The 24,627-nt window shown below is 73.0% G+C and carries 27 protein-coding genes; 21 read left to right on the top strand and 6 right to left on the bottom strand.

Features of this window, described 5'->3' with window-relative positions; all coding sequences use genetic code 11:
• The first annotated feature begins 4 nt into the window (after positions 1 to 4).
• The 10 genes from FSW04_RS09710 (at position 5) to arsJ (ending at position 9,942) form a co-directional block, all read left to right on the top strand.
• On the top strand, positions 5 to 865 hold the full coding sequence (locus tag FSW04_RS09710; RefSeq protein WP_146918700.1) for a heavy metal-binding domain-containing protein: 861 nt from the start codon (positions 5 to 7) through the stop codon (positions 863 to 865).
• Between the two features lie 151 nt (positions 866 to 1,016).
• A complete protein-coding gene (locus tag FSW04_RS09715; RefSeq protein ID WP_146918702.1) occupies positions 1,017 to 3,302 on the top strand; it encodes a glycosyltransferase in 2,286 nt (761 codons plus the stop codon).
• Positions 3,292 to 4,368, top strand: a complete 1,077-nt coding sequence (locus FSW04_RS09720; RefSeq protein ID WP_146918704.1) for a glycosyltransferase — start codon at positions 3,292 to 3,294, stop codon at positions 4,366 to 4,368. The genes FSW04_RS09715 and FSW04_RS09720 overlap by 11 nt, the downstream gene beginning before the upstream one ends.
• Positions 4,362 to 5,075, top strand: coding sequence for a DUF2334 domain-containing protein (locus FSW04_RS09725; RefSeq protein WP_187369373.1), 714 nt, complete (start codon positions 4,362 to 4,364; stop codon positions 5,073 to 5,075). Before FSW04_RS09720 ends, FSW04_RS09725 begins: the two co-directional genes overlap by 7 nt.
• A 54-nt stretch (positions 5,076 to 5,129) precedes the next feature.
• On the top strand, positions 5,130 to 5,486 hold the full coding sequence (locus FSW04_RS09730; RefSeq protein ID WP_146918709.1) for an ArsR/SmtB family transcription factor: 357 nt from the start codon (positions 5,130 to 5,132) through the stop codon (positions 5,484 to 5,486).
• A complete protein-coding gene (gene arsM / locus FSW04_RS09735) occupies positions 5,474 to 6,265 on the top strand; it encodes an arsenite methyltransferase (protein WP_146918711.1) in 792 nt (263 codons plus the stop codon). Before FSW04_RS09730 ends, arsM begins: the two co-directional genes overlap by 13 nt.
• A 6-nt stretch (positions 6,266 to 6,271) precedes the next feature.
• Positions 6,272 to 7,411, top strand: a complete 1,140-nt coding sequence (gene arsB, locus FSW04_RS09740) for an ACR3 family arsenite efflux transporter (protein ID WP_146918713.1) — start codon at positions 6,272 to 6,274, stop codon at positions 7,409 to 7,411.
• Positions 7,411 to 7,599, top strand: coding sequence for an arsenate reductase/protein-tyrosine-phosphatase family protein (locus FSW04_RS09745; RefSeq protein WP_146918715.1), 189 nt, complete (start codon positions 7,411 to 7,413; stop codon positions 7,597 to 7,599). The genes arsB and FSW04_RS09745 overlap by 1 nt, the downstream gene beginning before the upstream one ends.
• Before the next feature lie 43 nt (positions 7,600 to 7,642).
• Positions 7,643 to 8,671: an ArsJ-associated glyceraldehyde-3-phosphate dehydrogenase gene (locus FSW04_RS09750; protein ID WP_146918717.1), complete on the top strand. Its 1,029-nt coding sequence runs from the start codon at positions 7,643 to 7,645 to the stop codon at positions 8,669 to 8,671.
• Positions 8,668 to 9,942, top strand: a complete 1,275-nt coding sequence (arsJ, locus tag FSW04_RS09755) for an organoarsenical effux MFS transporter ArsJ (RefSeq protein ID WP_146918719.1) — start codon at positions 8,668 to 8,670, stop codon at positions 9,940 to 9,942. The genes FSW04_RS09750 and arsJ overlap by 4 nt, the downstream gene beginning before the upstream one ends.
• On the opposite strand, the gene FSW04_RS25810 is transcribed toward arsJ, so the two are convergent.
• The gene (locus FSW04_RS25810) at positions 9,924 to 11,699 is read right to left on the bottom strand and encodes a hypothetical protein (protein WP_187369374.1); all 1,776 of its coding nucleotides are present in this window, start codon (positions 11,697 to 11,699) and stop codon (positions 9,924 to 9,926) included. The genes arsJ and FSW04_RS25810 overlap by 19 nt on opposite strands.
• A 154-nt stretch (positions 11,700 to 11,853) precedes the next feature.
• Here FSW04_RS25810 and FSW04_RS09770 point away from each other — a divergent pair, with 154 nt between their 5' ends.
• On the top strand, positions 11,854 to 12,447 hold the full coding sequence (locus FSW04_RS09770) for a hypothetical protein (RefSeq protein ID WP_146918725.1): 594 nt from the start codon (positions 11,854 to 11,856) through the stop codon (positions 12,445 to 12,447).
• Positions 12,448 to 12,481: 34 nt separating this feature from the next.
• Positions 12,482 to 12,913 carry a hypothetical protein gene (locus FSW04_RS09775; protein WP_146918727.1) on the top strand — a complete coding sequence of 144 codons (432 nt, stop codon included), beginning with the start codon at positions 12,482 to 12,484 and terminating at the stop codon, positions 12,911 to 12,913.
• On the opposite strand, the gene pstB (FSW04_RS09780) is transcribed toward FSW04_RS09775, so the two are convergent.
• The 3 genes from pstB (FSW04_RS09780) to pstC (FSW04_RS09790) all read right to left on the bottom strand — a co-directional run bounded on the left by pstB (FSW04_RS09780) (position 12,910) and on the right by pstC (FSW04_RS09790) (position 15,646).
• Entirely contained in the window at positions 12,910 to 13,707 is a 798-nt protein-coding gene (gene pstB / locus FSW04_RS09780) for a phosphate ABC transporter ATP-binding protein PstB (protein ID WP_146923633.1), read from the bottom strand. The genes FSW04_RS09775 and pstB (FSW04_RS09780) overlap by 4 nt on opposite strands.
• 95 nt (positions 13,708 to 13,802) lie before the next feature.
• Positions 13,803 to 14,714 (bottom strand): phosphate ABC transporter permease PstA, encoded by a 912-nt coding sequence (gene pstA / locus FSW04_RS09785; RefSeq protein ID WP_146918729.1) that lies wholly within the window; start codon positions 14,712 to 14,714, stop codon positions 13,803 to 13,805.
• The gene (gene pstC, locus FSW04_RS09790; RefSeq protein WP_187369375.1) at positions 14,711 to 15,646 is read right to left on the bottom strand and encodes a phosphate ABC transporter permease subunit PstC; all 936 of its coding nucleotides are present in this window, start codon (positions 15,644 to 15,646) and stop codon (positions 14,711 to 14,713) included. Before pstC (FSW04_RS09790) ends, pstA (FSW04_RS09785) begins: the two co-directional genes overlap by 4 nt.
• A gap of 345 nt (positions 15,647 to 15,991) precedes the next feature.
• Between pstC (FSW04_RS09790) and pstS (FSW04_RS09795) the strand changes: the two genes are divergently transcribed.
• Positions 15,992 to 16,888, top strand: coding sequence for a phosphate ABC transporter substrate-binding protein PstS (pstS, locus tag FSW04_RS09795; protein WP_187369376.1), 897 nt, complete (start codon positions 15,992 to 15,994; stop codon positions 16,886 to 16,888).
• On the opposite strand, the gene FSW04_RS25815 is transcribed toward pstS (FSW04_RS09795), so the two are convergent.
• Positions 16,866 to 17,432, bottom strand: a complete 567-nt coding sequence (locus FSW04_RS25815) for a CYTH domain-containing protein (protein ID WP_228431094.1) — start codon at positions 17,430 to 17,432, stop codon at positions 16,866 to 16,868. The two genes, pstS (FSW04_RS09795) and FSW04_RS25815, sit on opposite strands and share 23 nt — an antisense overlap.
• 24 nt (positions 17,433 to 17,456) lie before the next feature.
• Positions 17,457 to 18,080, bottom strand: a complete 624-nt coding sequence (locus FSW04_RS09800; protein ID WP_146918736.1) for a DUF47 domain-containing protein — start codon at positions 18,078 to 18,080, stop codon at positions 17,457 to 17,459.
• A 116-nt stretch (positions 18,081 to 18,196) separates the two neighbouring features.
• Between FSW04_RS09800 and FSW04_RS09805 the strand changes: the two genes are divergently transcribed.
• The 8 genes from FSW04_RS09805 (at position 18,197) to FSW04_RS09840 (ending at position 24,561) form a co-directional block, all read left to right on the top strand.
• Positions 18,197 to 18,565 carry a winged helix-turn-helix domain-containing protein gene (locus tag FSW04_RS09805; protein ID WP_146918738.1) on the top strand — a complete coding sequence of 123 codons (369 nt, stop codon included), beginning with the start codon at positions 18,197 to 18,199 and terminating at the stop codon, positions 18,563 to 18,565.
• Between the two features lie 63 nt (positions 18,566 to 18,628).
• Positions 18,629 to 19,744 carry a phosphate ABC transporter substrate-binding protein PstS gene (gene pstS, locus FSW04_RS09810; RefSeq protein WP_187369377.1) on the top strand — a complete coding sequence of 372 codons (1,116 nt, stop codon included), beginning with the start codon at positions 18,629 to 18,631 and terminating at the stop codon, positions 19,742 to 19,744.
• A complete protein-coding gene (pstC, locus tag FSW04_RS09815) occupies positions 19,744 to 20,748 on the top strand; it encodes a phosphate ABC transporter permease subunit PstC (RefSeq protein WP_146918742.1) in 1,005 nt (334 codons plus the stop codon). Before pstS (FSW04_RS09810) ends, pstC (FSW04_RS09815) begins: the two co-directional genes overlap by 1 nt.
• Positions 20,745 to 21,611: a phosphate ABC transporter permease PstA gene (gene pstA / locus FSW04_RS09820; protein ID WP_146918744.1), complete on the top strand. Its 867-nt coding sequence runs from the start codon at positions 20,745 to 20,747 to the stop codon at positions 21,609 to 21,611. Before pstC (FSW04_RS09815) ends, pstA (FSW04_RS09820) begins: the two co-directional genes overlap by 4 nt.
• Positions 21,608 to 22,501, top strand: coding sequence for a phosphate ABC transporter ATP-binding protein PstB (pstB, locus tag FSW04_RS09825; protein WP_228431096.1), 894 nt, complete (start codon positions 21,608 to 21,610; stop codon positions 22,499 to 22,501). The genes pstA (FSW04_RS09820) and pstB (FSW04_RS09825) overlap by 4 nt, the downstream gene beginning before the upstream one ends.
• Positions 22,501 to 23,193 (top strand): phosphate signaling complex protein PhoU, encoded by a 693-nt coding sequence (gene phoU / locus FSW04_RS09830; RefSeq protein ID WP_146918746.1) that lies wholly within the window; start codon positions 22,501 to 22,503, stop codon positions 23,191 to 23,193. Before pstB (FSW04_RS09825) ends, phoU begins: the two co-directional genes overlap by 1 nt.
• 129 nt (positions 23,194 to 23,322) lie before the next feature.
• Positions 23,323 to 24,168, top strand: a complete 846-nt coding sequence (locus FSW04_RS09835) for a response regulator transcription factor (RefSeq protein WP_146918748.1) — start codon at positions 23,323 to 23,325, stop codon at positions 24,166 to 24,168.
• A 30-nt stretch (positions 24,169 to 24,198) separates the two neighbouring features.
• Positions 24,199 to 24,561, top strand: coding sequence for a hypothetical protein (locus tag FSW04_RS09840; protein ID WP_146918750.1), 363 nt, complete (start codon positions 24,199 to 24,201; stop codon positions 24,559 to 24,561).
• The last annotated feature ends 66 nt before the right edge of the window (positions 24,562 to 24,627 follow it).

The raw sequence follows: 24,627 nt of genomic DNA on the forward strand, positions 1-24,627 counted from the left end.
CCACATGGCCGACGAGGACCACGAGAGCACTCCCTACGACCCCACGAGCACCGCCGGGATCCCCGAGCACGGGCGCGAGCGCCTGGCCCGCATGCGCGAGCGCAGCCTGTTCACGAGCGACCTGTCGGTCAACGAGTTCCTGCTCGTGCGCGCCGCGGGCTTCGAGCCGCTCGGCCTCGTCGTCGGCTCGTCGATCTACCACATCGGGTTCCAGGCGAGCGCCTGGAGCAAGAACCAGGAGATGGACGTCCTGACCCAGGCGATGTACCACGCCCGGGAGCTGGCGATGACGCGCATGGAGGAGGAGGCCGACCAGCTCGGCGCCGACGGGATCGTGGGCGTGCGCCTGGACGTCAGCCGCCGCGAGTGGGGCAACGACCTCGCCGAGTTCGTCGCGATCGGGACCGCGGTGCGCCACCGCGAGGGCGAGCTTCACCGTGCGCCCAACGGCCGCCCGTTCACGAGCGACCTCAGCGGCCAGGACTTCTACACGCTGCTGTCGGCCGGCTACCGGCCCGTCGGCATGGTGATGGGGACCTGCGTGTACCACGTGGCCCACCAGGGACTGGGCAGCTGGATGAAGCGCGTGGGCCGCAACGTCGAGATGCCGAACTTCACCCAGGCGCTCTACGACGCGCGCGAGCTGGCGATGGAGCGCATGCAGGCCGAGGCGGAGGCCGCCGAGGCCGAGGGCATCGTCGGCGTCCAGCTCGTCGAGGGCAACCACGGATGGAGCTCGCACGTCCTGGAGTACTTCGCGGTGGGCACCGCGGTGATCCCGACGTCGGCCGACCACGAGATCCCACCGCCGACGCTCGTCCTCAACCTGGACGACACGCGCCAGAGCGGGTTCCGGGGGTTCTAGGGGCGGGCGCCGCGGGCGCCCCGCACGGCGCTCCGGACGCGCGCCGGTCCCCGTTCACCCCGCGGTCACAGCATCTTGGCCGCCCGTTCACAGAACCCGGCCGCGTGCAGGCCAATCTCCTCGCAGCACATCCGATCACGAGGAGACCACGATGACTCCCAGCCGGCCCGCCCGGGCCGACCTGCACTGCCACTCGACGGCCTCCGAGCTCTCCCGGCTCGGGGTCCAGCGGGCCCTCGGCCTGCCCGAGTGCGCCACGCCGCCCCAGGAGGTCCTCGAGCTCGCGCTGGCGCGCGGCATGGACTTCGTCACGATCACCGACCACGACACGATCGACGGCGTCCTGGAGATCGCCGGCGACCCGCGCGTCTTCGTCTCGGCCGAGCTCACGTGCTCCTTCCGCGAGGAGCCCCAGGCCGTCCACGTCCTCTGCCTGGGCATCACGCCCGACGAGTTCGCCCACCTCCAGGAGCGCTCGGACTGCGTGGAGTCCGTCGCCGACCACCTCGCCGAGAACGAGATCACCGCCGCGCTCGCGCACCCGTTCTACGCGGTCGGCGCGCCCCTGACGCCGCGTCACCGCCGGCGCCTGGCGCGCCTGTTCCCGATCTGGGAGACCCGCAACGGCGCCCGCGCCCGCGAGCTCAACGCGCCGGCCGCCGTCTACATCGAGACCCACGGCGGCATCGGCGTCGGCGGCTCGGACGACCACGCCGGCGTCGACATCGGGCGCACGTTCACCGAGACGCCGCCCGCGCACGACGTCGCCACGTTCCTGGCCCACGTCCGGGCCGGCCGCGCGACGGCCCGCGGCGACCAGGGCAGCGCCGCCAAGTGGGCCCACGCGGCGATGGCGCTCGCCGTGCGCACGCACGGCGCGGCGGCCGGCGAGCCCGTCAGCGCCGCCACCGTCCTGCGCATGGTCCGGCGCGTGATGACCGAGGCCGACGCGCGCACCGGCGCCATCGGCGCCGACCTGCGGCCCGCCGACGCCGCCGGGCTGCTGCGGGCGTGGCTGGAGGCCGTGGAGCTCGGCGACCTGTCGCCGCGCGAGCTGCTGGCCGTCATGCAGGCCGACGACTTCCACCACAGCGTCCTGTTCCGCCGGGCGCGCCGCACGCATGAGCGCCGCCTGGCGCGTGCGGTCGACGCGCTGGCCGCCCGGGTCGCCCGCGACGGCGCCGCCGGCCTGGCCACGGGCGCCGCGGCGGTCTTCGACGCCTGCGTGGCGGCGATCCCCTACGCGCCCGCCGCCGCGTTCCTCGGGCGCGAGAAGAGCCGTCTCGCGGCCCGGGACGGGGACCCGCAGCGGGTCGCGCTCGTCGCCGACGGCGTCGGCGCGATGCACGGCGTGACCCACACGCTGGCCGAGCTGCGCCACCGCGGGGTGCCGGGCTTCGAGGTCGAGGTCGTCTGCACCGACCACATCGCCGACCGCCGCCTGAGCGCGGTGGCCGACGTCGAGGTCCCGTTCTACACCGGGCTGCAGGTCGGGGTGCCGAGCCTGCCGGCGATCGTCGAGGCCCTGGCCGAGGGCCGCTACGACCTCGTCCACGTCTGCTCGCCGGGGCCGGCGGGCCTGGCCGCGCTGCTCATCGCCCGGGTCATGGACGTGCCGGTCGTGGGCAGCTACCACACCGAGCTGGCCGCCTATGCGGGGCTGCGCTCGGGCGACCCCGGGCTGGAGGCGCTGGCGGGCACCGCGCTGGCCGCCTTCTACGGCCAGTGCGCGGTCGTGCTCTCACCCAGCGAGGCCAGCGACGCCGTGCTCGACGGGCTGGGCGTCGCCGCCGACCGCGTGGGCCGCTGGGACCGCGGCGTCGACACGGAGCGCTTCGGCCCGCACCGCCGCAGCGCCGGCCCGCGCCCGGGCGGTCGCGTCACCGTCCTCTACGCCGGGCGCCTGACGCGTGAGAAGGGCGCCGACCTGCTGGCCGACGCGTTCCTGGCCGCCCGTGCGCACGATCCGCGGCTGCACCTCGTCCTGGCCGGCGACGGCCCCGAGGCCGGCGTCCTGGCCGACCGCCTCGGCGCCCATGCGACGCTGCTGGGCTGGCTGGAGGGCGACGACCTGGCGCGGGCCTACGCGGACGCCGACCTGTTCGTGTTCCCGAGCCGGACCGACACGTTCGGGCAGACGCTGCTGGAGGCCCAGGCCAGCGGCCTGCCCGTGGTCGCCGTGGCCGAGGGCGGCCCCTGCTGCATCGTCGCCGACGGGGTGACCGGCCTGCTGCGCCCGGCCGACACGGCCGCGCTGGCCGAGGCCGTCCGCGGGCTGGCCGCCGACCCCGCGCGGCGCCGGGCGCTCGGGGAGGCCGCCCGGGCGGCCGTGCACGAGCGGACGTGGGACGCCTCGCTGCTGCGCCTGGCCGCCGGCTACCACCGTGCGCTCGGCGCCGGCTCGCGGACGTCGGAGCGGGTGCGCCGTGTCGCCTGAGACGCTGGACCACGGTCACCTGACCCTGCGGCGCGGCGGGGCCGGCCGCGCGCGCCTGCGCCTCGTGCCTGCCGCACCACTGCGGATCGTCGACGTCGTCCCCGACGACGGCCCCGGCGCGCTGCGCACCTACCTCGACGCCAAGTCGCGCCTTGCCGCCCACACCGGCGAGCTGCACCACGACGTGCTCGTCCGGGGGCGGTCGCGCTCCCGCACCGCGCTCGCTGCGCGGCTGCGCGCGCTGGCGCCCGACGTGGTCCTGCTGCACGATCCGTGGCCGGCCCCGCTGGACCTCGTCGCCTGCGCCCGCGGGCTGGGGGCGCGGACCGTCGCGGTGCACCACGGCTCCAGTGAGGCCCAGGCGGCCGTGCTGCCCGGCCCGTCGCGGGCCCACCTGCCGGCCGTCCGCGCGCAGCGGCGCCGTCTGGCGCGCGAGGTCGACGCGGTCATGGGCCTTCCGGCGACGACCGCCGACAGCCGCCGCGTCGCCACCCTCGCCGTGGCGATGGGCGTCGACGACGCGTTCCGCCCGCGTGCCGACGTGCGCCGGGGCGATCATGTGCTGTATGTCGGGCGCCTCGCGCGGGGCCACGGGCTCTTCCGCCTCCTGGACGCGGCGGCCCGCAGCGCCGACCCGTGGCCGCTGCACCTCGTCGGCGCCGGGCCCCTCGAGGACGCCCTGCGCACCCGGGCCCAGCACCTGGGCCTCGGGCGCCGGGTCAGCGTCGCGCCCGACGTCCGGGATCGCGAGTGCCTCGCGCGCCGGATGGCGGCCGCACGCTGCGTCGTCGTGCCGGGGGCGCTGGAGCCGTTCGGGCTCGTCGCGCTGGAGGCCGCCGCCTGCGGCACGCCGGTCGCCGGCTGTCTCACGGCCCCGGCGCTGGGGCTCGTCGGCGGGCTCGGCCACCGCTTCGCGCCCGGCGACCCGACCGGCCTGGACCGGGCGATCGCCGCCGCCCGCGCGGCCGGACCCGACGCCGAGGCGGGCGCCGTCCTGGCCTGGCGCCACGCCTGGGACCGCGTGCTGCGCGAGGAGCTGCGCCGGCTGCGGGAGCTGGCGTGCTGAGGCCGGGCCGCGGGGCCCTGGCCGTGTCCCTGCACGACGTCGAGCCCGCGACCTTCGAGCGCTGCGCGCTCATCCGCGACTGGCTCGACGACCTCGGGGTGCACCGCGTGACGCTCCTGGTCATCCCCGCCCCGGACCTCCATCCCTTCCACGACCGCCGCCCGGAGCTCGCCGACTGGCTCGAGGAGCGCGCCGGGCTGGGCGACGCCATCGCCCAGCACGGCTTCCGGCACCGCGCCGTCCCCGGCCGCCGCCCGCTCGCGCGGCTGCACGCGGGAGCCGGGGCGGAGTTCGTGGGGCTCGACGGCGATGAGACGCGCCGCGCGGTCCTGGCGGGCCGCCGCGTGCTGCGCCTCGCCGGCATCGCACCGCGCGGGTTCGTGGCCCCCGGCTACGCCTACACCTCGGCGCTCCGTGACACGCTGGCGTCGACGTTCGACTGGTGGGCGGGGCTCGGCCGGCTGCACCGCGCGAACCGCTCCAGCACGACCGCCCCGGCGCTCAGCCTCGGCACGTCCACGCGCCTGGGGCGCTGGACGTCGCCGGTGCTCGTACGCGCGGGCGCCTACGCGGGCGGCGAGGTGCTGCGCCTGGAGATCCATCCGGCCGACCTCGACCACCCGCGCTGCGTGGGCGCGGTCGAGCGCGTCCTGGGCGCCGCGCGCGGGCGCGACGCGGTGACCTACGACGACCTCGCCGGGCCCTAGCGATGTACAACCGATCGGCTATGCAATAACCGATCGGTTTGTTATGGTCGCGACATGGCCGCCGTGCAAGCCCCCGTCCTGACCCCGCGCGAGCGCCGGCCCGGCGGCTGCTGCTCGCCCGCCGTCGAGCCGCAGCTGGGGCCGGAGGCGGCGGCCCACCTGGCCGTGCTGGCCAAGGCCCTGGCCGACCCTACGCGCCTGCGGATCGTCGACGCGCTGCGCACGTCGGCGCCCGAGGCCGTGTGCCAGTGCGAGCTGCTGCCGCTGTTCTCCATGAGCCAGCCCGCGCTGTCCAAGCACCTCAAGATCCTCGTCAACGCCGGCGTGATCGGCACCGAGCGACGCGGACTCTGGGCCTACTACTACGTCCTCGACGACTCCCTGGAGGAGCTCACCGCATGGCTGACGTGACCGACCCCTGCTGCGCGCCTGCCGACGCCGACGTCCGCGAGACGGTGCGCCGCAAGTACGCCGCCGCCGCGCTGGCCGCCGCACAGTCCGCGCGCGCGCCCGGCAACTGCTGCGGCCCGGTGGCCACCGCCGACGCCGCCGGCCGCCCGGTCTTCGGCAGCGTGCTGTACGACGACGACGAGGCCGGCTCCGCCCCCGAGGCGGCGGTCAGCGCCTCGCTGGGCTGTGGCGTCCCGACCGCGGTCGCCGACCTGCACGAGGGGGAGACCGTGCTCGACCTCGGCTCGGGCGCCGGCGCCGACGTCCTCATCTCCGCCGCGCGCGTCGGCGCGACCGGCCGGGCCATCGGACTGGACATGACCGACGAGATGCTGGCCCTGGCCCGCGGCAACGCCGAGCAGGCCGGGGCGTCCAACGTCGAGTTCGTCAAGGGCCATATCGAGGACATCCCGCTCCCCGACCGCTCCGTCGACGTCGTGATCTCCAACTGCGTGATCAACCTCTCCGGCGACAAGCCCAGGGTCCTGCGCGAGGTGGCCCGCGTGCTGGCGCCGGGCGGCCGCTTCGCCGTCTCCGACGTCATCGCCGACGAGGACATGGACGACGCCACCCGCGCCGACATGGCGCAGTGGACCGGCTGCATTGCGGGGGCGCTGACCCGCCGCGAGTTCGAGGACGCGCTGGCCGCCGCCGGCCTGACCGACGTCGAGATCCGCGAGACCCATCGCGTCCACGAGCACGCGGGCGCGGCGATCGTCCGCGCCCGCAAGGCCGGCTGAGGGCCCATGCGCCGTGGCGCCACGGTCGCGCCGGCGCCGGCCGCCGATGGCCCGGCGGTCATTGGGCGCCTGTCGACGCTGGACCGGTTCCTGCCGTTGTGGATCGCGGCGGCGATGGCCGCGGGCCTGGCGCTGGGCGCGATCTTCCCCGGCTTCGACGACGCCCTCGACGCGCTGCGGGTCGGCACGGTCTCGCTGCCCATCGCCGTTGGCCTGTTGTTGATGATGTACCCGGTGCTGGCCAAGGTCCGCTACGAGGAGCTCGGGCAGATCACCGGCCAGCCGCGGATGATCGGTGCGTCGATCGCGCTGAACTGGGTCGTCGGGCCGCTGCTGATGTTCGCGCTGGCCTGGATCTTCCTCTCGGGCCATCCCGAGTACCGCACCGGCCTGATCATCGTCGGGCTCGCGCGGTGCATCGCCATGGTGCTGATCTGGTCGGACCTGGCCAAGGCCGACGCCGAGGCGACGGCGCTGCTGGTGGCCATCAACTCGCTGTTCCAGATCCTGGCCTTCTCCCTGCTGGGCTGGCTCTACCTGACCGGGCTGCCGCAGCTGCTGGGCCTGGACACCCAGGGCCTGGACGTCTCGCTGTGGGAGGTGGCGCGGACCGTGCTCATCTTCCTCGGCATCCCGCTGGCCGCCGGGTTCCTGACGCGCCGGGTGGGCATCGGCCGGCGCGGCGAGGCCTGGTACCGCCAGCGCTTCCTGCCGCGCATTGGACCCATCGCCCTCTACGGGCTCCTGTTCACGATCGTGATGCTGTTCGCCATCCAGGGCGACGCCATCACGTCGGCGCCGCTCGACGTGGTGCTGATCGCGGTGCCGCTGCTCGTCTACTTCCTGATGATGTTCTTCTCCAGCTTCTGGCTGGGACGCGCCCTCGGCCTCGGGTACGCGCGGACGGCCACGCTCGCCTTCACCGCGGCGTCGAACAACTTCGAGCTGGCGATCGCGGTCTGCGTCGGGGTCTTCGGGGCCACGTCGGGGCAGGCGCTGGCGGGCGTCGTGGGCCCGCTCATCGAGGTCCCGGTGCTCGTGTCGCTGGTCTACGTGGCGCTGTGGCTCGGTCGCCGCTGGTTCGGGACCGGCGAGGTCGACGGCCCGCCCGTCGCGGGCGTCCCCGGCCGCGCGGAGGTCGCCTGATGGCCACCGTCCTGTTCGTGTGCCGGGCCGACGCCGGGCGCTCGCAGATGAGCGCCGCGCTGCTGCGACGGGCGGCCGCCGGCCGCCATCACGCGCTGGCGGCCGGCAGCAAGGCCGACCCCGGGGGCCACGTGCACCCCCAGGTCGTCCGGGCCTCCTCGCCGAGCTCGATCGCGCCGCCGCCATGACGACCCTGCCACCGCCAGTCACACCCCGGGAGCCCGCCGTACCATGACCCGCATCGCCATCAACGGCTTCGGCCGCATGGGCCGCCTCGCGCTGCGCGCGCTCTGGGGCCGGCCTGACCTCGGCCTCGAGGTCGTGCACGTCAACGAGGCCAAGGGCGGCGCGGGCACCGCCGCGCACCTGCTCGAGTTCGACTCCGTCCACGGGCGCTGGGCCCGCGAGGTCTACGGCGAGGGCGGCATGCTGCGGATCGACGGCCACGCCCTGGGCTTCTCGGAGGCCGCCGAGCCGGGCGCCGTGGCCTGGAACGAGCACGGGGTCGAGCTCGTGCTGGAGTGCTCGGGCCGCTTCCGCACCATGGACGCCCTGGCCCCGTACTTCGCGCGCGGGGTCGGCAAGGTGGTCGTCGCCGCGCCGGTCGAGGACGACCGCGCGCTCAACGTCGTCGTCGGCGTCAACCACGACCGCTACGACCCCGCGGTGCACGACGTCGTCACCGCCGCCTCGTGCACGACGAACTGCCTGGCGCCGGTCGTCAAGGTGCTGCACGAGGGGCTGGGCATCCGCCGCGGCTCGATCACGACGCTGCACGACATGACGAACACCCAGACCGTCGTCGACGCGCCGCACAAGGACCTGCGGCGGGCCCGCGCGGCCTCGGTGTCGCTCATCCCGACCACGACGGGGTCGGCCACGGCGATCGGGCTGATCTTCCCCGAGCTGCAGGGCAAGCTGGACGGGCTCGCGGTGCGCGTCCCGCTCGTGAACGCCTCGCTCACCGACGCGGTCTTCGAGGTCGCCCGGCCCACGACGGTCGACGAGGTCAACGGGCTGCTGGCCGCGGCCGCGGCCGAGGGGCCGCTGGCCGGGATCCTCGGCTACGAGGAGCGCCCCCTGGTGTCGGTGGACTACGTCGACGACCCGCGCTCGGGCGTCGTCGACGCGCTCTCGACGCTGGTCACCGACGGGACCCAGGTCAAGGTGCTGGCCTGGTACGACAACGAATGGGGCTACGCCAACCGCATGGTCGAGCTCGCGGGCATCGTCGCGGCCGGGGAGGCCGGCGGGCGATGAGCGCAGCCCCGAGCGCCGGGGTCACGCGGCCCCGTGGGGACCTGCGCAACTACGCGATCGTCACCGGCGCCTACTGGGCCGACACGATCGCCGACGGCGCCAGCCGCATGCTGGTGCTGTTCTTCTTCTACGAGCGGGGCTACAGCCCGTTCAAGGTGGCGATGCTGTTCCTCTTCTACGAGGTCTTCGGCATCATCACCAACCTGGTCGGCGGGTTCGTCGCCGCCCGCTTCGGCCTCAGGGCGACGCTGCTGATGGGCCTGGGGACCCAGCTCGTGGCGCTCGGGATGCTCGCCGTCGTCCCCGCCGGCTGGCTCGTGGTGGCCTACGTGATGGCCGCACAGGCGCTGTCGGGCATCGCCAAGGACCTGACGAAGATGAGCTCCAAGAGCGCGGTCAAGCTCGTCGTGCCCGGCGACGCCCCCGGAGCGCTCTACAAGTGGGTCGCGATCCTCACCGGCTCCAAGAACGCGCTGAAGGGCGTCGGCTTCTTCCTGGGTGCGCTGCTGCTCAGCGTGATCGGGTTCCGCAGCGCGCTGGCCGTGCTGATGGTGCTGGTCGCCACCGGGCTGGTCACGGTGGTCGTCGCGATGCGGGGCGACCTCGGCCGTCCCGACGCCAAGGCGAAGTTCCGCCACATGTTCTCCAACACCCGCGCCGTCAACGTCCTGGCGGGTGCACGCATCTTCCTGTTCGCCTCGCGGGACGTCTGGTTCGTCGTGGGCCTGCCGGTGTTCTTCCGCACCGAGCACGGCTGGTCGTTCTGGATGGCGGGCGGCTTCCTCGCGGTCTGGACGATCGGCTACGGCGTCGTGCAGGCCGCTGCACCGAACCTCCTGCGGCGACGGTCGGCGCGCGCGGGCGGCGATCCCGACGGGCGGACGGCGACGGGCCTGGCCTTCGTCCTGGCGCTGTTCCCGGCGGCGATCGCGGCGACGATGGCCGCCGGTGCCGACCCGGTGACGGTCATCGTCGTGGGCCTGCTGGCGTTCGGCGTCGTCTTCGCCCTGAACTCCGCCGTGCACTCCTACCTCATCCTGGCCTACGCCGAAGGCGACAAGGTCGCCATGAACGTCGGCTTCTACTACATGGCCAACGCTGGCGGGCGCCTGGCGGGCACGGTGCTCTCCGGGGCGCTGTACCAGTGGCAGGGCCTGCAGGCCTGCCTGTGGGCCTCGGCCGCGTTCGTGCTGGCGGCGGGGGCGTTGTCACGGCTGCTGCCCGGCGAGGCACCGAGCGCGACGCCGGGTCCTCAGCCGGCGTTGTTGTAGACGGCCTTGTCGAACGACGGCAGCGACGGATCGCCGGCGAGGCCGAGATGGTCCAGCCCGAACAGGTCCTCGATGCTGCGCAGCAGCGAGTAGTGGTTGTAGGAGTCGGAGATGTTCGTGCTCCCGGGCTTGACGAACGCGGAGAGCAGGAGCAGCCCGACCCGACCGCCGCCCGGGGGCGCCGGAGCGAGGGTCCCGTCGGGCGTGGTGGCGCTCGCGGGAGCCGTCGTGCTGCCGGCCGTCGCCGTGCTCGCCGGCGCGGCGCTGCTCCCCGCGGGCAGGGCGCCGCCGGCGGGATCCACCGCCACGTCGACGGCCGCGGGATCGACCGCGCTCGGATCGCCCGGTGCCGTGACGCTCGGGCCGGGTACGGGCGTGCTCGCCGGCGTGGTCGTCGACGACGCCACGAGGTTGGGGTAGTCCGGTGTGTTGCAGCACGACCCCGCGTCGGCGTTCGGGCCCGTCTGCGGTGCCTGGTCGGACGTGATCGCGATCAGGCCGCCGTCCTGGTAGGCCGCCGAGCGCATGATCCGCGGCACGAGCGTCCTGAGGAACCCGTCTGCCGCGGCCAGCCCGGCCGGCTGTCCCGGCGCGCAGGGCACGTCGCTGCCGTCGTGGCAGCGGCTCGGCACGATGTAGGACACCGACGGCGTCGTCGCCGCCGACGTCAGGTCGAGGTCGAGCTGGGACAGCGCGACGTCGTCCTGGGCGCACGCCGTCCCGTCGGTCAGGCCGTGGAAGTACACGAAGGGGTTGCGCCAGGTCACGTAGGCGTCGCCCGGCCGGGGCGACTGCTCGGCGTCGAGGGTGCCCGGCGCCGGATGCCGGCAGGTCGTGGGTGCCTCGGGCGGGCCGTTGCCCAGATCCTCGACATAGGCCTTCCAGCTCCTGTGCGCGGCATCGAGCTGGCTGGCCAGCGTCCCGGTTGCCGCCGGGTACACGCAGCCGTCGCCGAGCACCTGCTGTCCCTGGCCGACGGTCGCCGGGACGATGTCCGCGTACTGGGGGCAGTTGGCGGTCGTCTGCGCCGTGGGCCCCTGGCCGCTGATGAGCGCGATCCCGTTGGCCAGCTCGCTCTGGGCCACCCCGTAGTAGTTGGCGATGAGCTCGCCCTTGCCGGTCAGCGTCCTGGCCAGGTACGGCGCCGCCGATCGGCTGCCGAACGTCGCGTCGTAGCCGTGGGCCGAGAGCACGATGAGGAAGACGTGCTTGACGGGGGGCGGGATCGTGCCGTCGCCGGCCGAGCTGTCGGGGGCTCCGTCCGGGGGGGTGGCCGGCTCCTCGGTCGTCGTGGCGGGGGCCGAGGACGCGTCGCTCGAGCCCGCATCCGGGCTCGGGGCGGGGGCGCTGTCGGGCACGATGGGCGGCACCGGAGCGGGCACGGGCGCCGGAGCCGGCGCAGCCGGCGGGGAGGAGAGGGCGACGAGCACCGGCGCGCTGGCCTCGCTCGGCGCGGTCGGGCTGAGGAACGAGCCCAACAGCACGCCCGCGGCCAGCAGGCCCATCACCGCGATCGCCGCGACCCGCGGCGCGGGCATCGACCAGCCGTCGGGCGGCGCGTCGGCGTGGTCCTCCGCATCGGTGGAGGCGATGGCGCCGACCGAGCCGAGCAGGCCCGCGATGCCCGGCGGCAGCGCGCCGTGCCGGGCGCCGCAGTCCAGGCAGTAGCGCTGATCGCCGGCCAGCGCGGCGCCGCACTCCGCGCAGGCGCGGACGGACGCGACCGGGGCGCGCGGATCGGGCGGGGGCAGGGACACGCAGGGCGGCACTCTGCCGTGCCCCCACGTCCGCGCTGTGAACATCCGGAGACGCCGCCGGCGGCAACCGTTGTTTCACAACTTCGCAACGCACGGCCCTCAGACTGCTCCTCCACGACCCGGCGCACGCTCTGGGCGCCCGGTCGCGCACACCATGGACAGCACCATCACCTCCACCACGGACGTCATGCCCACGCTGCTGGCGCCGGTCTCGGCCGATCTCTGCGCCGCGTGCGGATCCCGCCTGGCCACCGACCAGCGCTACTGCCTGGAGTGCGGGGAGCGCCGGGGCGACCCGCGGCTTCCGGTCATGAACGGCAGGCCGCCCGAACCGCTGCCCCTCCAGGCTCCGCCGGCGCGGGCCCGGGGCTCGCGCGTCTCGTCCGGCAGCACCCTGATCGCCGGCATCGGCACGCTCCTGCTCGCCGTCGGGGTCGGCGTCCTCATCGGGCGCTCGAACACCAGCGACCAGTCCGCCAAGGCCCCGCCGGTCCAGGTCGTGACCCTGGCCGGGGGCGGTGGCGCCGTGGCCGCGGGGTCGCCGGTGGCGAGCACGTCGACGCCGGCCTCCTCCGGCGCCACCGCGAGCTCCAAGGCCAAGAAGACGACCGACAGCGCGGCCAAGGCGGCCGGCGCCACGACCAGGGCGGCGGCCAAGACGCCGCCGAAGGTCGTCCAGGTCGGAAGCTCCGGCACGGGCAAGGGCTACAAGAACGGCAAGTTCACCGGCGACTTCTTCGGCCCGTGAGCGTCGACCCCGACACGAGGCAGGTCCACGAGCGATGATCAAGCGCACCCTCGACGCCCGGCGGCTGCGGCGCGCGCACGCGCACGGCCTCGCGCCGGCCCCGACCGCTCCGCTTCCGCCGGTCCTGGCCGCCGCCCCGGACGACCGCAGCGTCGATCTCCGCCGCCGCCGGGAGCAGCTGACGGCCCAGGTCGCCGAGTTGCAGTGGGACCTCGGCGGCCTCGTGTACGAGATGGCCGTCCGCAACCGGATCCGCACCGATGTCCTCGTCCGGCGCGCCGCGGCCCTGCAGGAGGCCGAGTCCGAGCTCGGCGAGGTCGAGCGCATCTTGCGCATGGAGGAGACGGGCGCCGCCGGATCGTGCCTGGTCTGCCGCGCGCCGCACAGCGGCGGCGCCGTGTTCTGTTGGCAGTGCGGCGCCGGGCTGCTCGAGCAGGTCTCCAGCGACGCGATCGCCGCGTCCTAGCCGAAGCGACCGCTGACGTAGTCCCGGGTCCGCGTGTCGGCGGCCCGGCCGAAGATGACCTCGGTGTCGTCGTACTCGACCAGGGTGCCGACCCGGCGGTCGTCGATCACGTCCAGGCTGAAGAAGGCGGTCCGGTCGGCGACGCGCGCGGCCTGCTGCATGTTGTGCGTGACGATGACGATCGTGTAGCGGCGTTTGAGGGTGTGCATCAGGTCCTCGATCGCGGCGGTGGCGATCGGGTCCAGCGCCGACGCCGGCTCGTCGAGCAGCAGCACGTCGGGCTCGATGGCGATCGCCCGTGCGATGCACAGCCGCTGCTGCTGTCCGCCCGAGAGCCCCAGCGCGCTCTGGCGCAGCCGGTCCTTGACCTCGTCCCAGAGCGCCGCCCCGCGCAGCGCCTTCTCGACGCGCTCGTCCAGGTCCGACTTCATCCCGAGGTTGCGCGGCGCCCAGGCGATGTTGTCGTAGATGGACTTCGGGAACGGGTTGGGCTTCTGGAAGACCATGCCGATGCGGCGCCGGACCTCGACGCGGTCGACGCCTCCGCCGTAGACGTCGTGCCCGCGGTAGAGGACCTGTCCGTCCAGCGTGAAGCCCTTGACGGAGTCGTTGAGGCGGTTGAGGCTGCGCAGGAACGTCGACTTGCCGCAGCCCGACGGGCCGATGATCGCGGTGACCAGGTTGCCGTAGATCTTCACGTCGACCCCCGCGATGGCGGGCTTGCCCCCGTAGGAGACCTTGACGTCGCGCGCCTCGAAGACCACCTGGCGCGGTGCCCGCCGCGCGCCTGCCATCCCCTCGGCGCTGGGCAGCGGCCCGGTCCGGATCCGCAGCCGCGCCGGGACGGCGTCGTCGCCCACGCCCGGGCGGCCGTCCAGCCCCGAGGCGGTCATGCCGACACCTTGGACTGGCTGCGCGCGAGCACGGCACGGGCCAGGACGTTGGTCGCGAGGATGAACACGAGGAGCACGAGGGCCGCGCCCCAGGCGCGCTCGTAGCCTGACGGGTCGGCCTGCTCTGAGAGGGTGAAGATCGACACGGGGATGTTGGCCAGCGCGTGGCCGAAGGGATTGGTGTTCATGGAGGTGTTGAAGATGGACGTCGCGAAGATGAGCGGTGCGGTCTCCCCGGCGGCGCGCGCAATGGCCAGGACCACGCCGGTGACGATGCCGCCGAGGGCACTGGGGACGACGATGCCCAGCACGCTGCGCCAGCGGCTGACCCCCAGCGCATCCGCGGCCTCCCGCAACTGGGGCGGGACGAGCAGCAGCATCTCCTGCGTCGCGCGGGCGATCAGCGGGATCATGATGATGGCCAGCGCGAACGAGCCGGCGAAGCCGCTCTGGCCGTGCCCGGCGACGAGCAGGCCGAAGACGAACAGGCCGATGACGATCGACGGCAGGCCGTTGAGCATGTCCAGCGCGAGCCGGATCGGCCGGGCGGTGCGCGGGCGCGCGAACTCGGTCACGTAGATCGCCACGAGGATGCCGACCGGGGTCGCGATCGCCGTGGCCAGCAGCACGATGATGGCGGTGCCGACGATGGCGGGCGCGATGCCGCCGCCCGGGCCGCCGAACAGCGGCGGCGACTTCGTCAGGAAGTCGACGGTGATCGCGCCGCCCCCACGCTTGACGACCGCGAAGACCAGAATGCCCAGGACGGCCACGGCCAGCAGCGCCGCCGCCGTCGCCCCGGCCTCGGCCAGCACGTTGACCACGCCTCGCCACCGCAGGTTCCCCGAGGCGGTCAGCGGGGCCTCGGGGTCGAACGGCCGCGGCGCGTCGTCGAGCGCGTCGGTCATCGGCCGGCCTGCCTCTGGACGTCGTAGCGGCGTCCGATCCACTGCGCCGCGAGGTTCGTGGTGAGCCCGATGACGAGCAGGATCAGGGCCAGATAGAACAGCGACGACGTCTGCAGCTTGGTCGACGCCCCCTGGAACTGGTTGGCGATGCGGCTGGCGAGCGTGTCGCCGGTGGTGAAGAGGGAGGTGTGGACCTCGTTGCCCGCACCGATCACCTGGGTGACGGCGATGGCCTCGCCGAGCGCCCGGCCGAGGCCGAGGCAGGCGGCGGAGGCGACCCCCGACGCGGTCGAGGGGAGGATGACGCCGCGGACGATCTCCCAGCGCGTGGCGCCCAGCGCGGCCGCGCCGTCCTGCAGCTCACGGGGGACCGTGCGGAACAGGTCGCGGCTGATCGAGGCGATGATCGGGACGATCATGACCGTCAGGATCAGACCGGCGGTGAACAGGCTGCTGCCGCTGCTCGACGGTGGACCGAACAGCGGGATGAAGCCCAGCGTCCGGTGCAGCCACGGCTCGATGTGGTCCCGGAGGAACGGGCCGAGCACGAGGATGCCCCAGAAGCCGAGGATCACGCTCGGGATGGCGGCCAGCATCTCGACCAGGGCGCCGACGACGCCGCGCACCCCGCGCGGGGCCAGCAGGCTCAGGTAGAGGCCGATGGCGACCGAGACCGGCGTGGCGATCAGCAGCGCCATCGCCGAGCTGACGGCCGTGCCGAACAGCAGCGTCGTGGCGCCGAAGACGTCGAAGTTGGGCTTCCACTGGCTGTGGACCAGGAACCCGAGCCCGAAGTGCGACAGCGCCAGGCGCGAGCCGCTGACGAGCTGATAGGTGATCTCGAGGATCAGCGCGCACGTCAGCAGGGCCGCGAGGATGGCCAGGCCGCGCAGCAGCGAGTTGCCGAGTCGGTCGTTGACCCTCGGGGTCACACGCGCTCGTGCGCGCCGGCGCGGAGGCGCCCCAGGACCGACCGTCACGGACATTGCGCCGCAGACTAGATGGGCGACGGACGCCCGAACCGCTCGTTCACCGCTTGTGCACACGCCGGAAACAACCTCACAACAGGTTGTGCACCTGTGGACCGTGATGCTCGCCCCCGACAACGAACACCCTCACTCGAGGCGAAAGGGAACAACGTGAACCGCAGTAGGTTCCTCGGTCTTACGCTCGCGGTCCTGACCGCGAGCGCGTCGGGAGGCATCGCGTCCAGCGCGATGGCCTCCGACGCCAACGGCTCGCTCACCGGCGCCGGCTCCACCCTCGTAGCACCGCTGATGAGCAACTGGGCTCAGGACTTCGAGGCCAGGCACAGCATCACGGTCACCTACGGGGCCGTCGGCTCCGGTGCCGGGATCTCGCAGATCTCGGCCCGCACGGTCGACTTCGGGGCGTCCGACGCTCCGCTGACGCCGGCGCAGGCGCAGACCTGCAACGGCTGCGTGCAGGTTCCCTGGGGGCTGACGGCCACCGCGGTCGCCTTCAACGTCAAGGGCGTCAAGCGCCTCAACCTGAGCCCGGCCATCGTCGCCAAGATCTACCTGGGCACGATCACCAACTGGAACGATCGCGGGATCAAGAAGCTCAACCCGGGCGTCAAGCTCCCCAACCTGGGGATCACCCCGATCTACCGCAGCGACGGATCGGGCGACACGTACGCCTTCACCGACCTGATGCAGCGGGTCAGCGCTCCCTGGAAGGCGAAGGTCGGCAACGCGACGGCCGTGAGCTTCCCCAAGGGCGTCGGCGGGAAGGGCAACGACGGCGTGACGGCGGTGCTCGGCTCGACCAACGGCGGGATCGCCTACATCTCGGCGGCCTACGTCATCGCGCACGGGCTCAGCGTCGCGGCGCTGCAGAACCAGGCCGGGAAGTTCGTGTACCCGAACCTGAAGAACATCTCGGCGGCGGCGAGCGTCGTCAAGCGCGTCCCGGCGAGCAACGAGATGCACATCGTCAACCCGCCCAAGCGCCTCAAGCTCGCCTACCCGCTCTCGACGTTCACGTACGCGATCGTGCCGAAGAGCTCGCCGAAGGCCAGCTCCATCCGGCTCTTCGTGCTGTACGCGATGGGCATCGGCCAGAAGTTCGGCCCGGCGCTGGACTTCGCCCCGATCCCGGGCGTCGTCTACAAGGCTGGCGTGGCCACCGTCAACCGGCTCCAGCAGGGCTGACGGTCACCGGCCACCGCACCGCGGTCACCGGGCCGGTGTGGGACCTCTCGGGTCCCGCGCCGGCCCTCGGTGCGTCCGGGGACGGCTCAGGGCCGTCCCGACGTCGCCAGCGTCTGGTTCGCGTATCGAGGATCGCCGGTGACCTCGCGCTCCACCCACGCGGGGGGGCGAAGGCACGGGCGGCGGCCTCGTCGGCGAACTCGACCTCGAGGGTGCGCAGGCCCTGCAGCGCGCCCTCGTAGACGTCGAGCTCGAGCACGACGCCCGGGCCGGCCTGCGTGCTGTGGCGGGTCTTGACCACGCGACGACCCTCGGTCAGCGCCCACAGCGCGTCGAAGCGGGCGGACTCGATGGCCAGCTCCTCCTCGACCCGCACGAGGCCCGGCGCGGACTTGACCGTCAGCGTCGCCCTGCGGTCGCGCCGGCGGACGCGCACCTCGACGTCGGGCGTGATCGCCAGGTAGCCCTGCTCGATCCGCTGGGCCGACCACGTGCCGAGGTCGTCCGGCGGCTGCGCCACGAGGAACTTGCGCTCGATCTCCACGAGGAGGCCGATGATGCCAGCGCGTCAGCGCCGGCGCTTGAGCGAGATGCCCTCCAGGACGTGGGCGACCTTCTCGCAGGCGTCCACGCTCTGCTCGAGGGTCTCGAAGATGTCCTTCCACCGGATGACGACCATCGGGTCGATGCCCGTGGCGAACAGGGAGGCCAGCGCCTCGCGGCTCAGGCGGTCGCCCTCGTTCTCCAGCCGGTGGATCTCGACCAGGTGGGGCGCCAGGTCGGCGCCTGAGCGCAGCGTGCGCAGCGCGCGGGCCACCTGCTCGCCCGCCCCGACGAGCACGTCGGCGATCGCGCCGGCCTGCTCCATCGGCGCCTCGACGGCGTAGAGGACCAGCTCGTCGGCGGCCTGCTCGGCGTAGTCGACGATGTCGTCCAGCGTCGTGGCCAGCAGGTGGCCGTCGGCGGGGTTCATCGGCGGGCGGCCCGTCCCGCCGCCGTTGAGGCGGTGGATCAGGTCGTGGGTGATGCGGTCGCCCTCCTGCTCGCAGAGCAGGAGGTCGCGGGCGAGATGGGCGTGCTCCGGGTAGTCGGCGAGCAGGTCGCGCAGCAGCAGGGTGGCCCGCTGCACGTTGCGGCCGGACTCCTCGAAGAGCTCGAAGACCCCGGTGTCAGTTGAGCGGAAGAGCGCCATCCGCCGCCGAGCGTAGGTGGGCGGCCCGCGATCGGCCAAGGTCTTCACGACTCGTTCACAACGGGTTCACCGGACGGTAACCGCCCACCGGGGCTCCGGCCGGATCCTCCAGGACGATGGAGGCTGCACACACAGGCGAGGTCCGCGACGTCCTGCTCGCCGGCGAGCTCGAGATCCGCCCGCAGGACGGGCTGGTGCTCGCCGCCGGCCGCGCGCTGACGCTCTCGGTCCGGGAGTTCGGGCTGCTTGTCGCGCTCGTGCAGCGGACGGGGCGCATCGTCTCCCGCGCGGAGCTCTATCGCCTCGTCTGGGGCGGCGAGCTGCGCGACGGCGACCGGTCGATCGACGTCTACGTCCACAAGCTGCGCGTCAAGCTCGAGACCGCACTGCCCGCGTGGGCCTTCATCCACACGCATGTGGGGTTCGGCTACCGGTTCACCCCGGAGCCTTCACACCTCTTTCACAACTCGTCGACATCGCGGTAACAGGATGAGGGCGTGGCCACGTCAGCCTGCCCGGCGACACAACGATCAAGGAGCAGTGCAGACGTGAGCTCACGTTCTCTCGTGGCGGCCACCGTGGCCGCCGCCCTCGCCACCGGCGTCGCCGCCTGTGGCAGCAGCAGCAACGACAACTCCAGCAGCACGACCGCCAACGGCGCCAGCAGCAGCTCGGGCTCGTCGGTCAAGGCCACCCTCAACGGCGCCGGCTCCACGTTCGCCGCCCCCATCTACCAGCAGGTCGGCAGCGACCTCAAGGGGCAGGGCCTGACCATCAACTACCAGGGCGTGGGCTCGGGCGCCGGCGTCTCGCAGTTCAGCGCGGGCACCGTCGACTTCGCCGGCTCCGATCCCGCCCTGACGGCCGACGACAAGGCGACGATCAAGAAGGGCGAGCCGATCCAGATCCCCTTCGCGCTCGGCGCGATCACGGCGTCCTACAACCTCAACGGCGTCAAGAGCGGCCTCAAGCTCGACGGCGCGACGCTGGCCAAGATCTACCTGGGCACGATCAAGACCTGGGACGACCCGGCCATCAAGGCGCTCAACGGCGGCATGACGATCCCGTCCACGAAGATCACCGTCGTCCACCGCTCGGACTCCTCGGGCACGACCAAGGGGTTCACCGGCTTCCTGGCCGCGTACTCCCCGGAGTGGAAGTCGGGCCCCGGCGTGGACAAGGACATCAAGTGGCCCACGGGCACCGGCGCCAAGGGCAACGACGGCGTCGCGGCCGCGGTCAAGCAGACCGACGGGGCGATCGGCTACGTCGAGCAGGCCTACGCCCTGCAGAACGGCTTCACGTTCGCCGACGTCAAGAACAAGTCCGGCGCCTTCGTCGCGCCGACGCTGGAGAGCACCTCGGCCGCGGCGGACGGCATCGACATCCCGACCGACCTGGGCGTGAGCACGATCGACTCCCCCAACGCCAAGGCCTACCCGATCGTCTCCCAGACGTTCGCGATCACCTACGCCGACCCGTGCAAGGCGGGCATGGACGCCACGAAGGCCAAGGGCCTGAAGGCGATGATGAGCTACCTGCTCGGCGCCGGCCAGGACACGATCAAGAAGCTGTCCTACGCCCCGATCCCCGACAGCCTGAAGGCCAAGGACCAGGCGGCGGTCGACGCGATGCAGTGCAACGGCGCCGCGATCGGGAGCTGATGGCCGCGACCACCCCCGATCTGCGGCACGGCGAGCGCTCGGTCCTCGAGCGCTCGCCGTCGGCGCGCCGCGCAGATCCGCTGTTCCGCTGGTCCCTGACGGCGCTGGCGGCGCTGATCCTGGCGCTCATCGCCTTCTTCTTCGTCTTCCTCATCACCAAGGCGAGCCCGGCGCTGAGCCACCAGGGCGTCCTCTCGTTCCTGTTCACGAACGACTGGAACCCGTCCAAGGCCATCTTCGGCGCCTGGCCGCTGGTCGCCGGCACGATCATCACCGCCGCGATCGCGCTGCTCATCGGCGTGCCGATCGCCGTCGCCTCCGCGCTGTACGTCACCGAGCTGTGCCCACGGCGCCTGCGCGCGCCGCTCACCGTGTTGGTCGAGCTGCTCGCCGCGGTGCCCTCGGTCGTCTACGGCCTCTGGGGCATCTTCGTGCTCATCCCGAAGCTCAAGCCCGCCGAGCAGTGGTTCAGCGACACCTTCTCGTTCCTGCCGCTGGTCGGCGGCAGCGTCGCGGGCCCCAACTACTTCATCGCCGGCCTGATCCTGGCGATCATGATCCTGCCGATCGTCTCGGCGATCTCGCGCGAGGTCATGTCGACGGTCCCGCCGGACCTCAAGGAGGCCTCGCTGGCCCTGGGTGCCACGCGCTGGGAGATGATCCGCATGGCCGTGCTGCCCTACTCGCGCTCGGGCATCACCGGCGCCGCGATGCTCGGCCTGGGCCGCGCGATCGGCGAGACCATCGCGGTGACGCTGGTCATCGGCAACTCGCCGACGATCGGCAAGCAGATCTTCGACCAGGGCTACACGCTGGCCGCCGTCATCGCCAACGAGTTCGGCGAGGCCGCCAACGACAAGCTGCACGCCGGGGCGCTCATCGCCGCCGGCCTCGTGCTCTTCGTGCTGACGCTCCTGGTCAACGCCGTCGCCCGCGGGCTCGTGCGCCGGGCCGAGAACAAGAACAACCGCCCCGTCAAGACCGTCCCCTCGGCCGTCGCATGACCACGCTCACCCTGGACAGCCCCCGCCGGGCCGCGACCGACCGCGTCATGCGGGTCGTGCTGCTCGCCGCGACGATCATCGCGCTCATCCCGCTCGTGCTCGTCATCTGGTACCTGCTCAAGAAGGGCCTGGGCGCCTGGAGCTGGGAGTTCTTCAGCACCGACCCGACCGGCAACTTCCTCGGCGACCAGGGTGGCATCAAGTCCGCCCTGCTGGGGACGATCGAGATGGTCGCGCTGGCCTCGGTCATCGCGATCCCGTTCGGCTGGGGCGTCGGCCTGTACCTCGTCGAGTATGGCCGGACCGGCCGGTTCGCCTACGCCGTGCGCTACTTCGTCGACGTGATGACGGGCGTGCCGTCCATCGTCTTCGGCCTGTTCATCTACGTGACGCTCGTCCTCGGCGGCTGGGGCGGCAGCTCCTTCGCCGGCTGGAAGGGCGCGATCGCGCTGGCGCTGCTCATGCTCCCGGTCGTCACCCGCTCGGCCGAGGTGGTGCTGCTGCTGGTGCCCGACAGCCTGCGCGAGGCCGCGCTGGCCCTGGGGACGCCGCGCTGGCGCGTCGTGCTCAAGGTCGTGCTGCCCACGGCGCTGCCGGGCCTGATCACCGGCTCGCTGCTGGCCGTCGCCCGCGCGGCGGGCGAGACCGCGCCGCTGCTGTTCACCGCCACGATCGTCAACGGGACCACGTTCGACCTCGGCCAGCGCATGAACTCGCTGCCCGTGCAGATCTACACCGACGTCGGATCCCCCAACAACCAGCTCGTGCAGCGCGCGTGGGGCTCGGCCCTCACGCTCGTCGCGCTCATCCTGCTCACCACCACGGTCGCGCGGCTCGCGTCGCGCCGGAGCCGACTCTCGTGACCGACCACACGGACACCTTCACCATGGACGAACAGCGCCCCGCCGACCCCGGCTCCTCCTCCGCCGCCCGCGCGCCGCTGCCCTCGCGTGCCGGCCAGGCCGCCACCGCCCAGCCGCCCGTGGAGGTCCAGCGCGCCGCGCCGGGCATCAGCGTGCGGGGGCTGGAGGCCTACTACGGCGACAACCACGCCATCAAGGACGTGTCCATCGAGTACGCGGCCAACCGCGTCACCGCGATGATCGGCCCGTCGGGCTGCGGGAAGTCCACCGTGCTGCGGTGCCTGAACCGCATGCACGAGGAGATCCCCAAGGCGCGCGCCGAGGGCAAGGTCCTGCTCGACGACGCCGACATCTACGCCCCGGGCGTCGACGTGGTCGCCGTGCGCCGCGCGATCGGCATGGTCTTCCAGAAGCCCAACCCGTTCCCCACCATGTCGATCTTCGACAACGTGGCCGCGGGCCTCAAGCTCAACGGCGTCAAGGGCGTCGACCTCAAGGAGCGCGTCGAGGAGTCGCTGCGCGGCGCGGGGCTGTGGGAGGAGGTCAAGGACCGCCTGGACCGGCCCGGCATCGGCCTCTCCGGCGGCCAGCAGCAGCGCCTGTGCATCGCCCGCACGATCGCGGTGCAGCCCGCGGTGATCCTCATGGACGAGCCCTGCTCGGCCCTGGACCCGATCGCCACGCTGAAGGTCGAGGAGCTCATCGAGGACCTCAAGGCGCGGTTCACGATCATCATCGTCACCCACAACATGCAGCAGGCCGCCCGTGTCGCCGACACGACGGCGTTCTTCCTGCTGGGCGAGCTCATCGAGCACGCACCGACCGAGAAGGTCTTCACCACGCCGTCCGACGAGCGCACGGAGCAGTACGTCACCGGGAAGTTCGGCTGATGCCCGGCGGCACGCGCCAGCACTTCGCCGACGAGCTCGCCCGCGTCGAGGCCCAGGCGCTCGGCGGCCTGGACCTCGTGGCCGCCCAGCTCGACCGCGTCCTGGAGGCCATCCAGCACCAGGACGTCGAGCTGGCCTCCATGGTCATCGCCAACGACGACCTCATCGACGGCCGATACCTCGAGGTCCACCAGGGCCTGCTGTCGCTCTTCGCCCTCCAGGCGCCGGTCGCCGGCGACCTGCGGATCGTCGCGGCGCTGCTGCACGTGATGAAGAACATCGAGCGCATGGGCGACCAGTGCGTGAACATCGCCAAGACCATCCCGCTGACCGGCCACGAGCCGCCGGTGCACGGCGAGATCCTCGATCGCGTGCTGCGCATGGGGCGGGGCGCGCGGTGGGAGGTCACCCAGGCCAAGAGCGCGTTCGCGGGGCGCGACGTCGCGCTGGCCGAGGACCTCGTCGTGCGCGACAGCGAGGTCAACGCGCTCAACCGCGAGATCTTCCAGCTGGCCATCGACGTGGGGACCGACCCCGACACCCGCGAGTGGGCCATGCACATGATCATGGTGGCGCGCGCGATCGAGCGCATCGGCGACAACGCCGTCGACATCGGGGAGCAGACCGCGTTCGTCGTCACCGGGCTGTTCCGCGAGTTCTCGGACTCGTCGCATCCCGCCGCGCCCGCCTGACCCGGCTGCGGAGCCGCCCACACCGTGCGGTCGTGCGGACCGTCACGATCTTTCGGGTGTGAACATCCTGAGAACAGCGCAGGGAACTCGACCTTCGTCGACCCCCGCGGCGCTTACACTGCTGCGCAGATGACGACGGAACGCACATCCGCGGGGCAGCCGCTCCGCATCGCGGTGATCGACAGTGACTCCGGATTCCTGCAGGTGCTCGACAAGCGCCTGGAGCGGCTGGGGTGGGAGCACCGCACGCTGGCCTCGGCGGTGCCGGTGCCGACGATCGTGGCCATGCGCCTCAGCGCGCTGGTGGTCGACCTCGCGATCCTGGGCCCCGGCGCCTGGGACTACCTCGAGCGACTCTGCAACGAGCTGCCGGGCCTGGGCATCGTCGTGTGCACCGGGCAGTCCACGGTGGCCCAGCGGGTCCGCGGCCTGCGCCTGGGCGCCGACGACTGGCTGAGCAAGCCCTGCCACCCGGAGGAGCTCATCGCCCGCGTGGAGTCCGTGGTGCGCCGCCGCCGGCGCTCGGACGCCCGCGAGGAGCGCACCCCGGTCGCCGCCGGCGAGCTCGAGATCCGCTCCGATCGCTTCCAGGCCTTCGTCGACGGCGTGTCCGTCGACCTCACGCGCCGCGAGTTCGAGCTCATCGAGCTGCTCGCCGCCTCCGAGGGCCGGGTACTCGAGCGCGAGGAGATCTACCAGCGCGTCTGGGGCTACGCGATGGCCCGCGGCGACCGGTCCGTCGACGTCTTCGTGCGCAAGCTGCGCCAGAAGCTCGAGAAGGCCTCGCCGGAGTGGCGCTACATCCACACGCACTTCGGGGTGGGCTACCGCTTCGCCGCCGAGGCTGTGGAGGGCAGCGAGCCCGCGCGCCGCGAGCGGCTGGCCGCCGAGGTGGAGCCCGCCGACGGCCCGGCGCCCTCCGCGCTGCTCCTGGACGCCGAGGCGGCCGGCGACCTGCGCGTCCTGAGCTCCTAGCGGCCTCGCGCGACGAGTACCCTGGGGCGCGTGAGCCGCACCGCCCTGCGCAACGTCGCGATCGTCCTGGCCCTGGCCGCCGCGGTCGCGTTCCTGCCCGGCGGGGGGAAGTCGGCGACGTTCGTCTCCTCGCTGCTGGGCGTGGCGATCGGCGTGATCTTCGTGCTGCTCGCGGTGCGCTTCTACCGCGAGAACCGCGTGGCGATCTTCGGCCTGGGCGATCGTCACCGCGCCCTGCTCTACGGCGCCCTGGGCGCCGTGGTCGTGGCGCTGGCCGGGCGCGGGCGCCTGCTGGGCACCAGCGTCGGCACGCTCGTGTTCTTCGTGCTGCTCCTCGGCGCGGCGGCCGCCGTCTACGCCGTCTGGAAGCACCACCGCTCGTACGGGTACTGAGCCGCCGGCGCCCGGCGCACCTGCGCCGTCCCGTCGCAGCTGCTGCGCGGATTCGTGACACGAGCG

Source organism: Baekduia soli, from assembly GCF_007970665.1.
GTDB classification, from domain to species: Bacteria; Actinomycetota; Thermoleophilia; order Solirubrobacterales; family Solirubrobacteraceae; genus Baekduia; species Baekduia soli.

Bases quoted from the DNA above. Each gene is read 5' to 3' on its own strand.
- FSW04_RS09710 (WP_146918700.1), top strand. From the start codon at position 5: ATGGCCGACGAGGACCACGAGAGCACTCCCTACGACCCCACGAGCACC.
- FSW04_RS09715 (WP_146918702.1), top strand. From the start codon at position 1,017: ATGACTCCCAGCCGGCCCGCCCGGGCCGACCTGCACTGCCACTCGACG.
- FSW04_RS09730 (WP_146918709.1), top strand. From the start codon at position 5,130: ATGGCCGCCGTGCAAGCCCCCGTCCTGACCCCGCGCGAGCGCCGGCCC.
- arsM (WP_146918711.1), top strand. From the start codon at position 5,474: ATGGCTGACGTGACCGACCCCTGCTGCGCGCCTGCCGACGCCGACGTC.
- arsB (WP_146918713.1), top strand. From the start codon at position 6,272: ATGCGCCGTGGCGCCACGGTCGCGCCGGCGCCGGCCGCCGATGGCCCG.
- FSW04_RS09745 (WP_146918715.1), top strand. From the start codon at position 7,411: ATGGCCACCGTCCTGTTCGTGTGCCGGGCCGACGCCGGGCGCTCGCAG.
- FSW04_RS09750 (WP_146918717.1), top strand. From the start codon at position 7,643: ATGACCCGCATCGCCATCAACGGCTTCGGCCGCATGGGCCGCCTCGCG.
- arsJ (WP_146918719.1), top strand. From the start codon at position 8,668: ATGAGCGCAGCCCCGAGCGCCGGGGTCACGCGGCCCCGTGGGGACCTG.
- FSW04_RS09770 (WP_146918725.1), top strand. From the start codon at position 11,854: ATGGACAGCACCATCACCTCCACCACGGACGTCATGCCCACGCTGCTG.
- FSW04_RS09775 (WP_146918727.1), top strand. From the start codon at position 12,482: ATGATCAAGCGCACCCTCGACGCCCGGCGGCTGCGGCGCGCGCACGCG.
- pstB (WP_146923633.1), bottom strand. From the start codon at position 13,707: ATGGCAGGCGCGCGGCGGGCACCGCGCCAGGTGGTCTTCGAGGCGCGC.
- pstA (WP_146918729.1), bottom strand. From the start codon at position 14,714: ATGACCGACGCGCTCGACGACGCGCCGCGGCCGTTCGACCCCGAGGCC.
- pstS (WP_187369376.1), top strand. From the start codon at position 15,992: ATGAGCAACTGGGCTCAGGACTTCGAGGCCAGGCACAGCATCACGGTC.
- FSW04_RS09800 (WP_146918736.1), bottom strand. From the start codon at position 18,080: ATGGCGCTCTTCCGCTCAACTGACACCGGGGTCTTCGAGCTCTTCGAG.
- FSW04_RS09805 (WP_146918738.1), top strand. From the start codon at position 18,197: ATGGAGGCTGCACACACAGGCGAGGTCCGCGACGTCCTGCTCGCCGGC.
- pstC (WP_146918742.1), top strand. From the start codon at position 19,744: ATGGCCGCGACCACCCCCGATCTGCGGCACGGCGAGCGCTCGGTCCTC.
- pstA (WP_146918744.1), top strand. From the start codon at position 20,745: ATGACCACGCTCACCCTGGACAGCCCCCGCCGGGCCGCGACCGACCGC.
- phoU (WP_146918746.1), top strand. From the start codon at position 22,501: ATGCCCGGCGGCACGCGCCAGCACTTCGCCGACGAGCTCGCCCGCGTC.
- FSW04_RS09835 (WP_146918748.1), top strand. From the start codon at position 23,323: ATGACGACGGAACGCACATCCGCGGGGCAGCCGCTCCGCATCGCGGTG.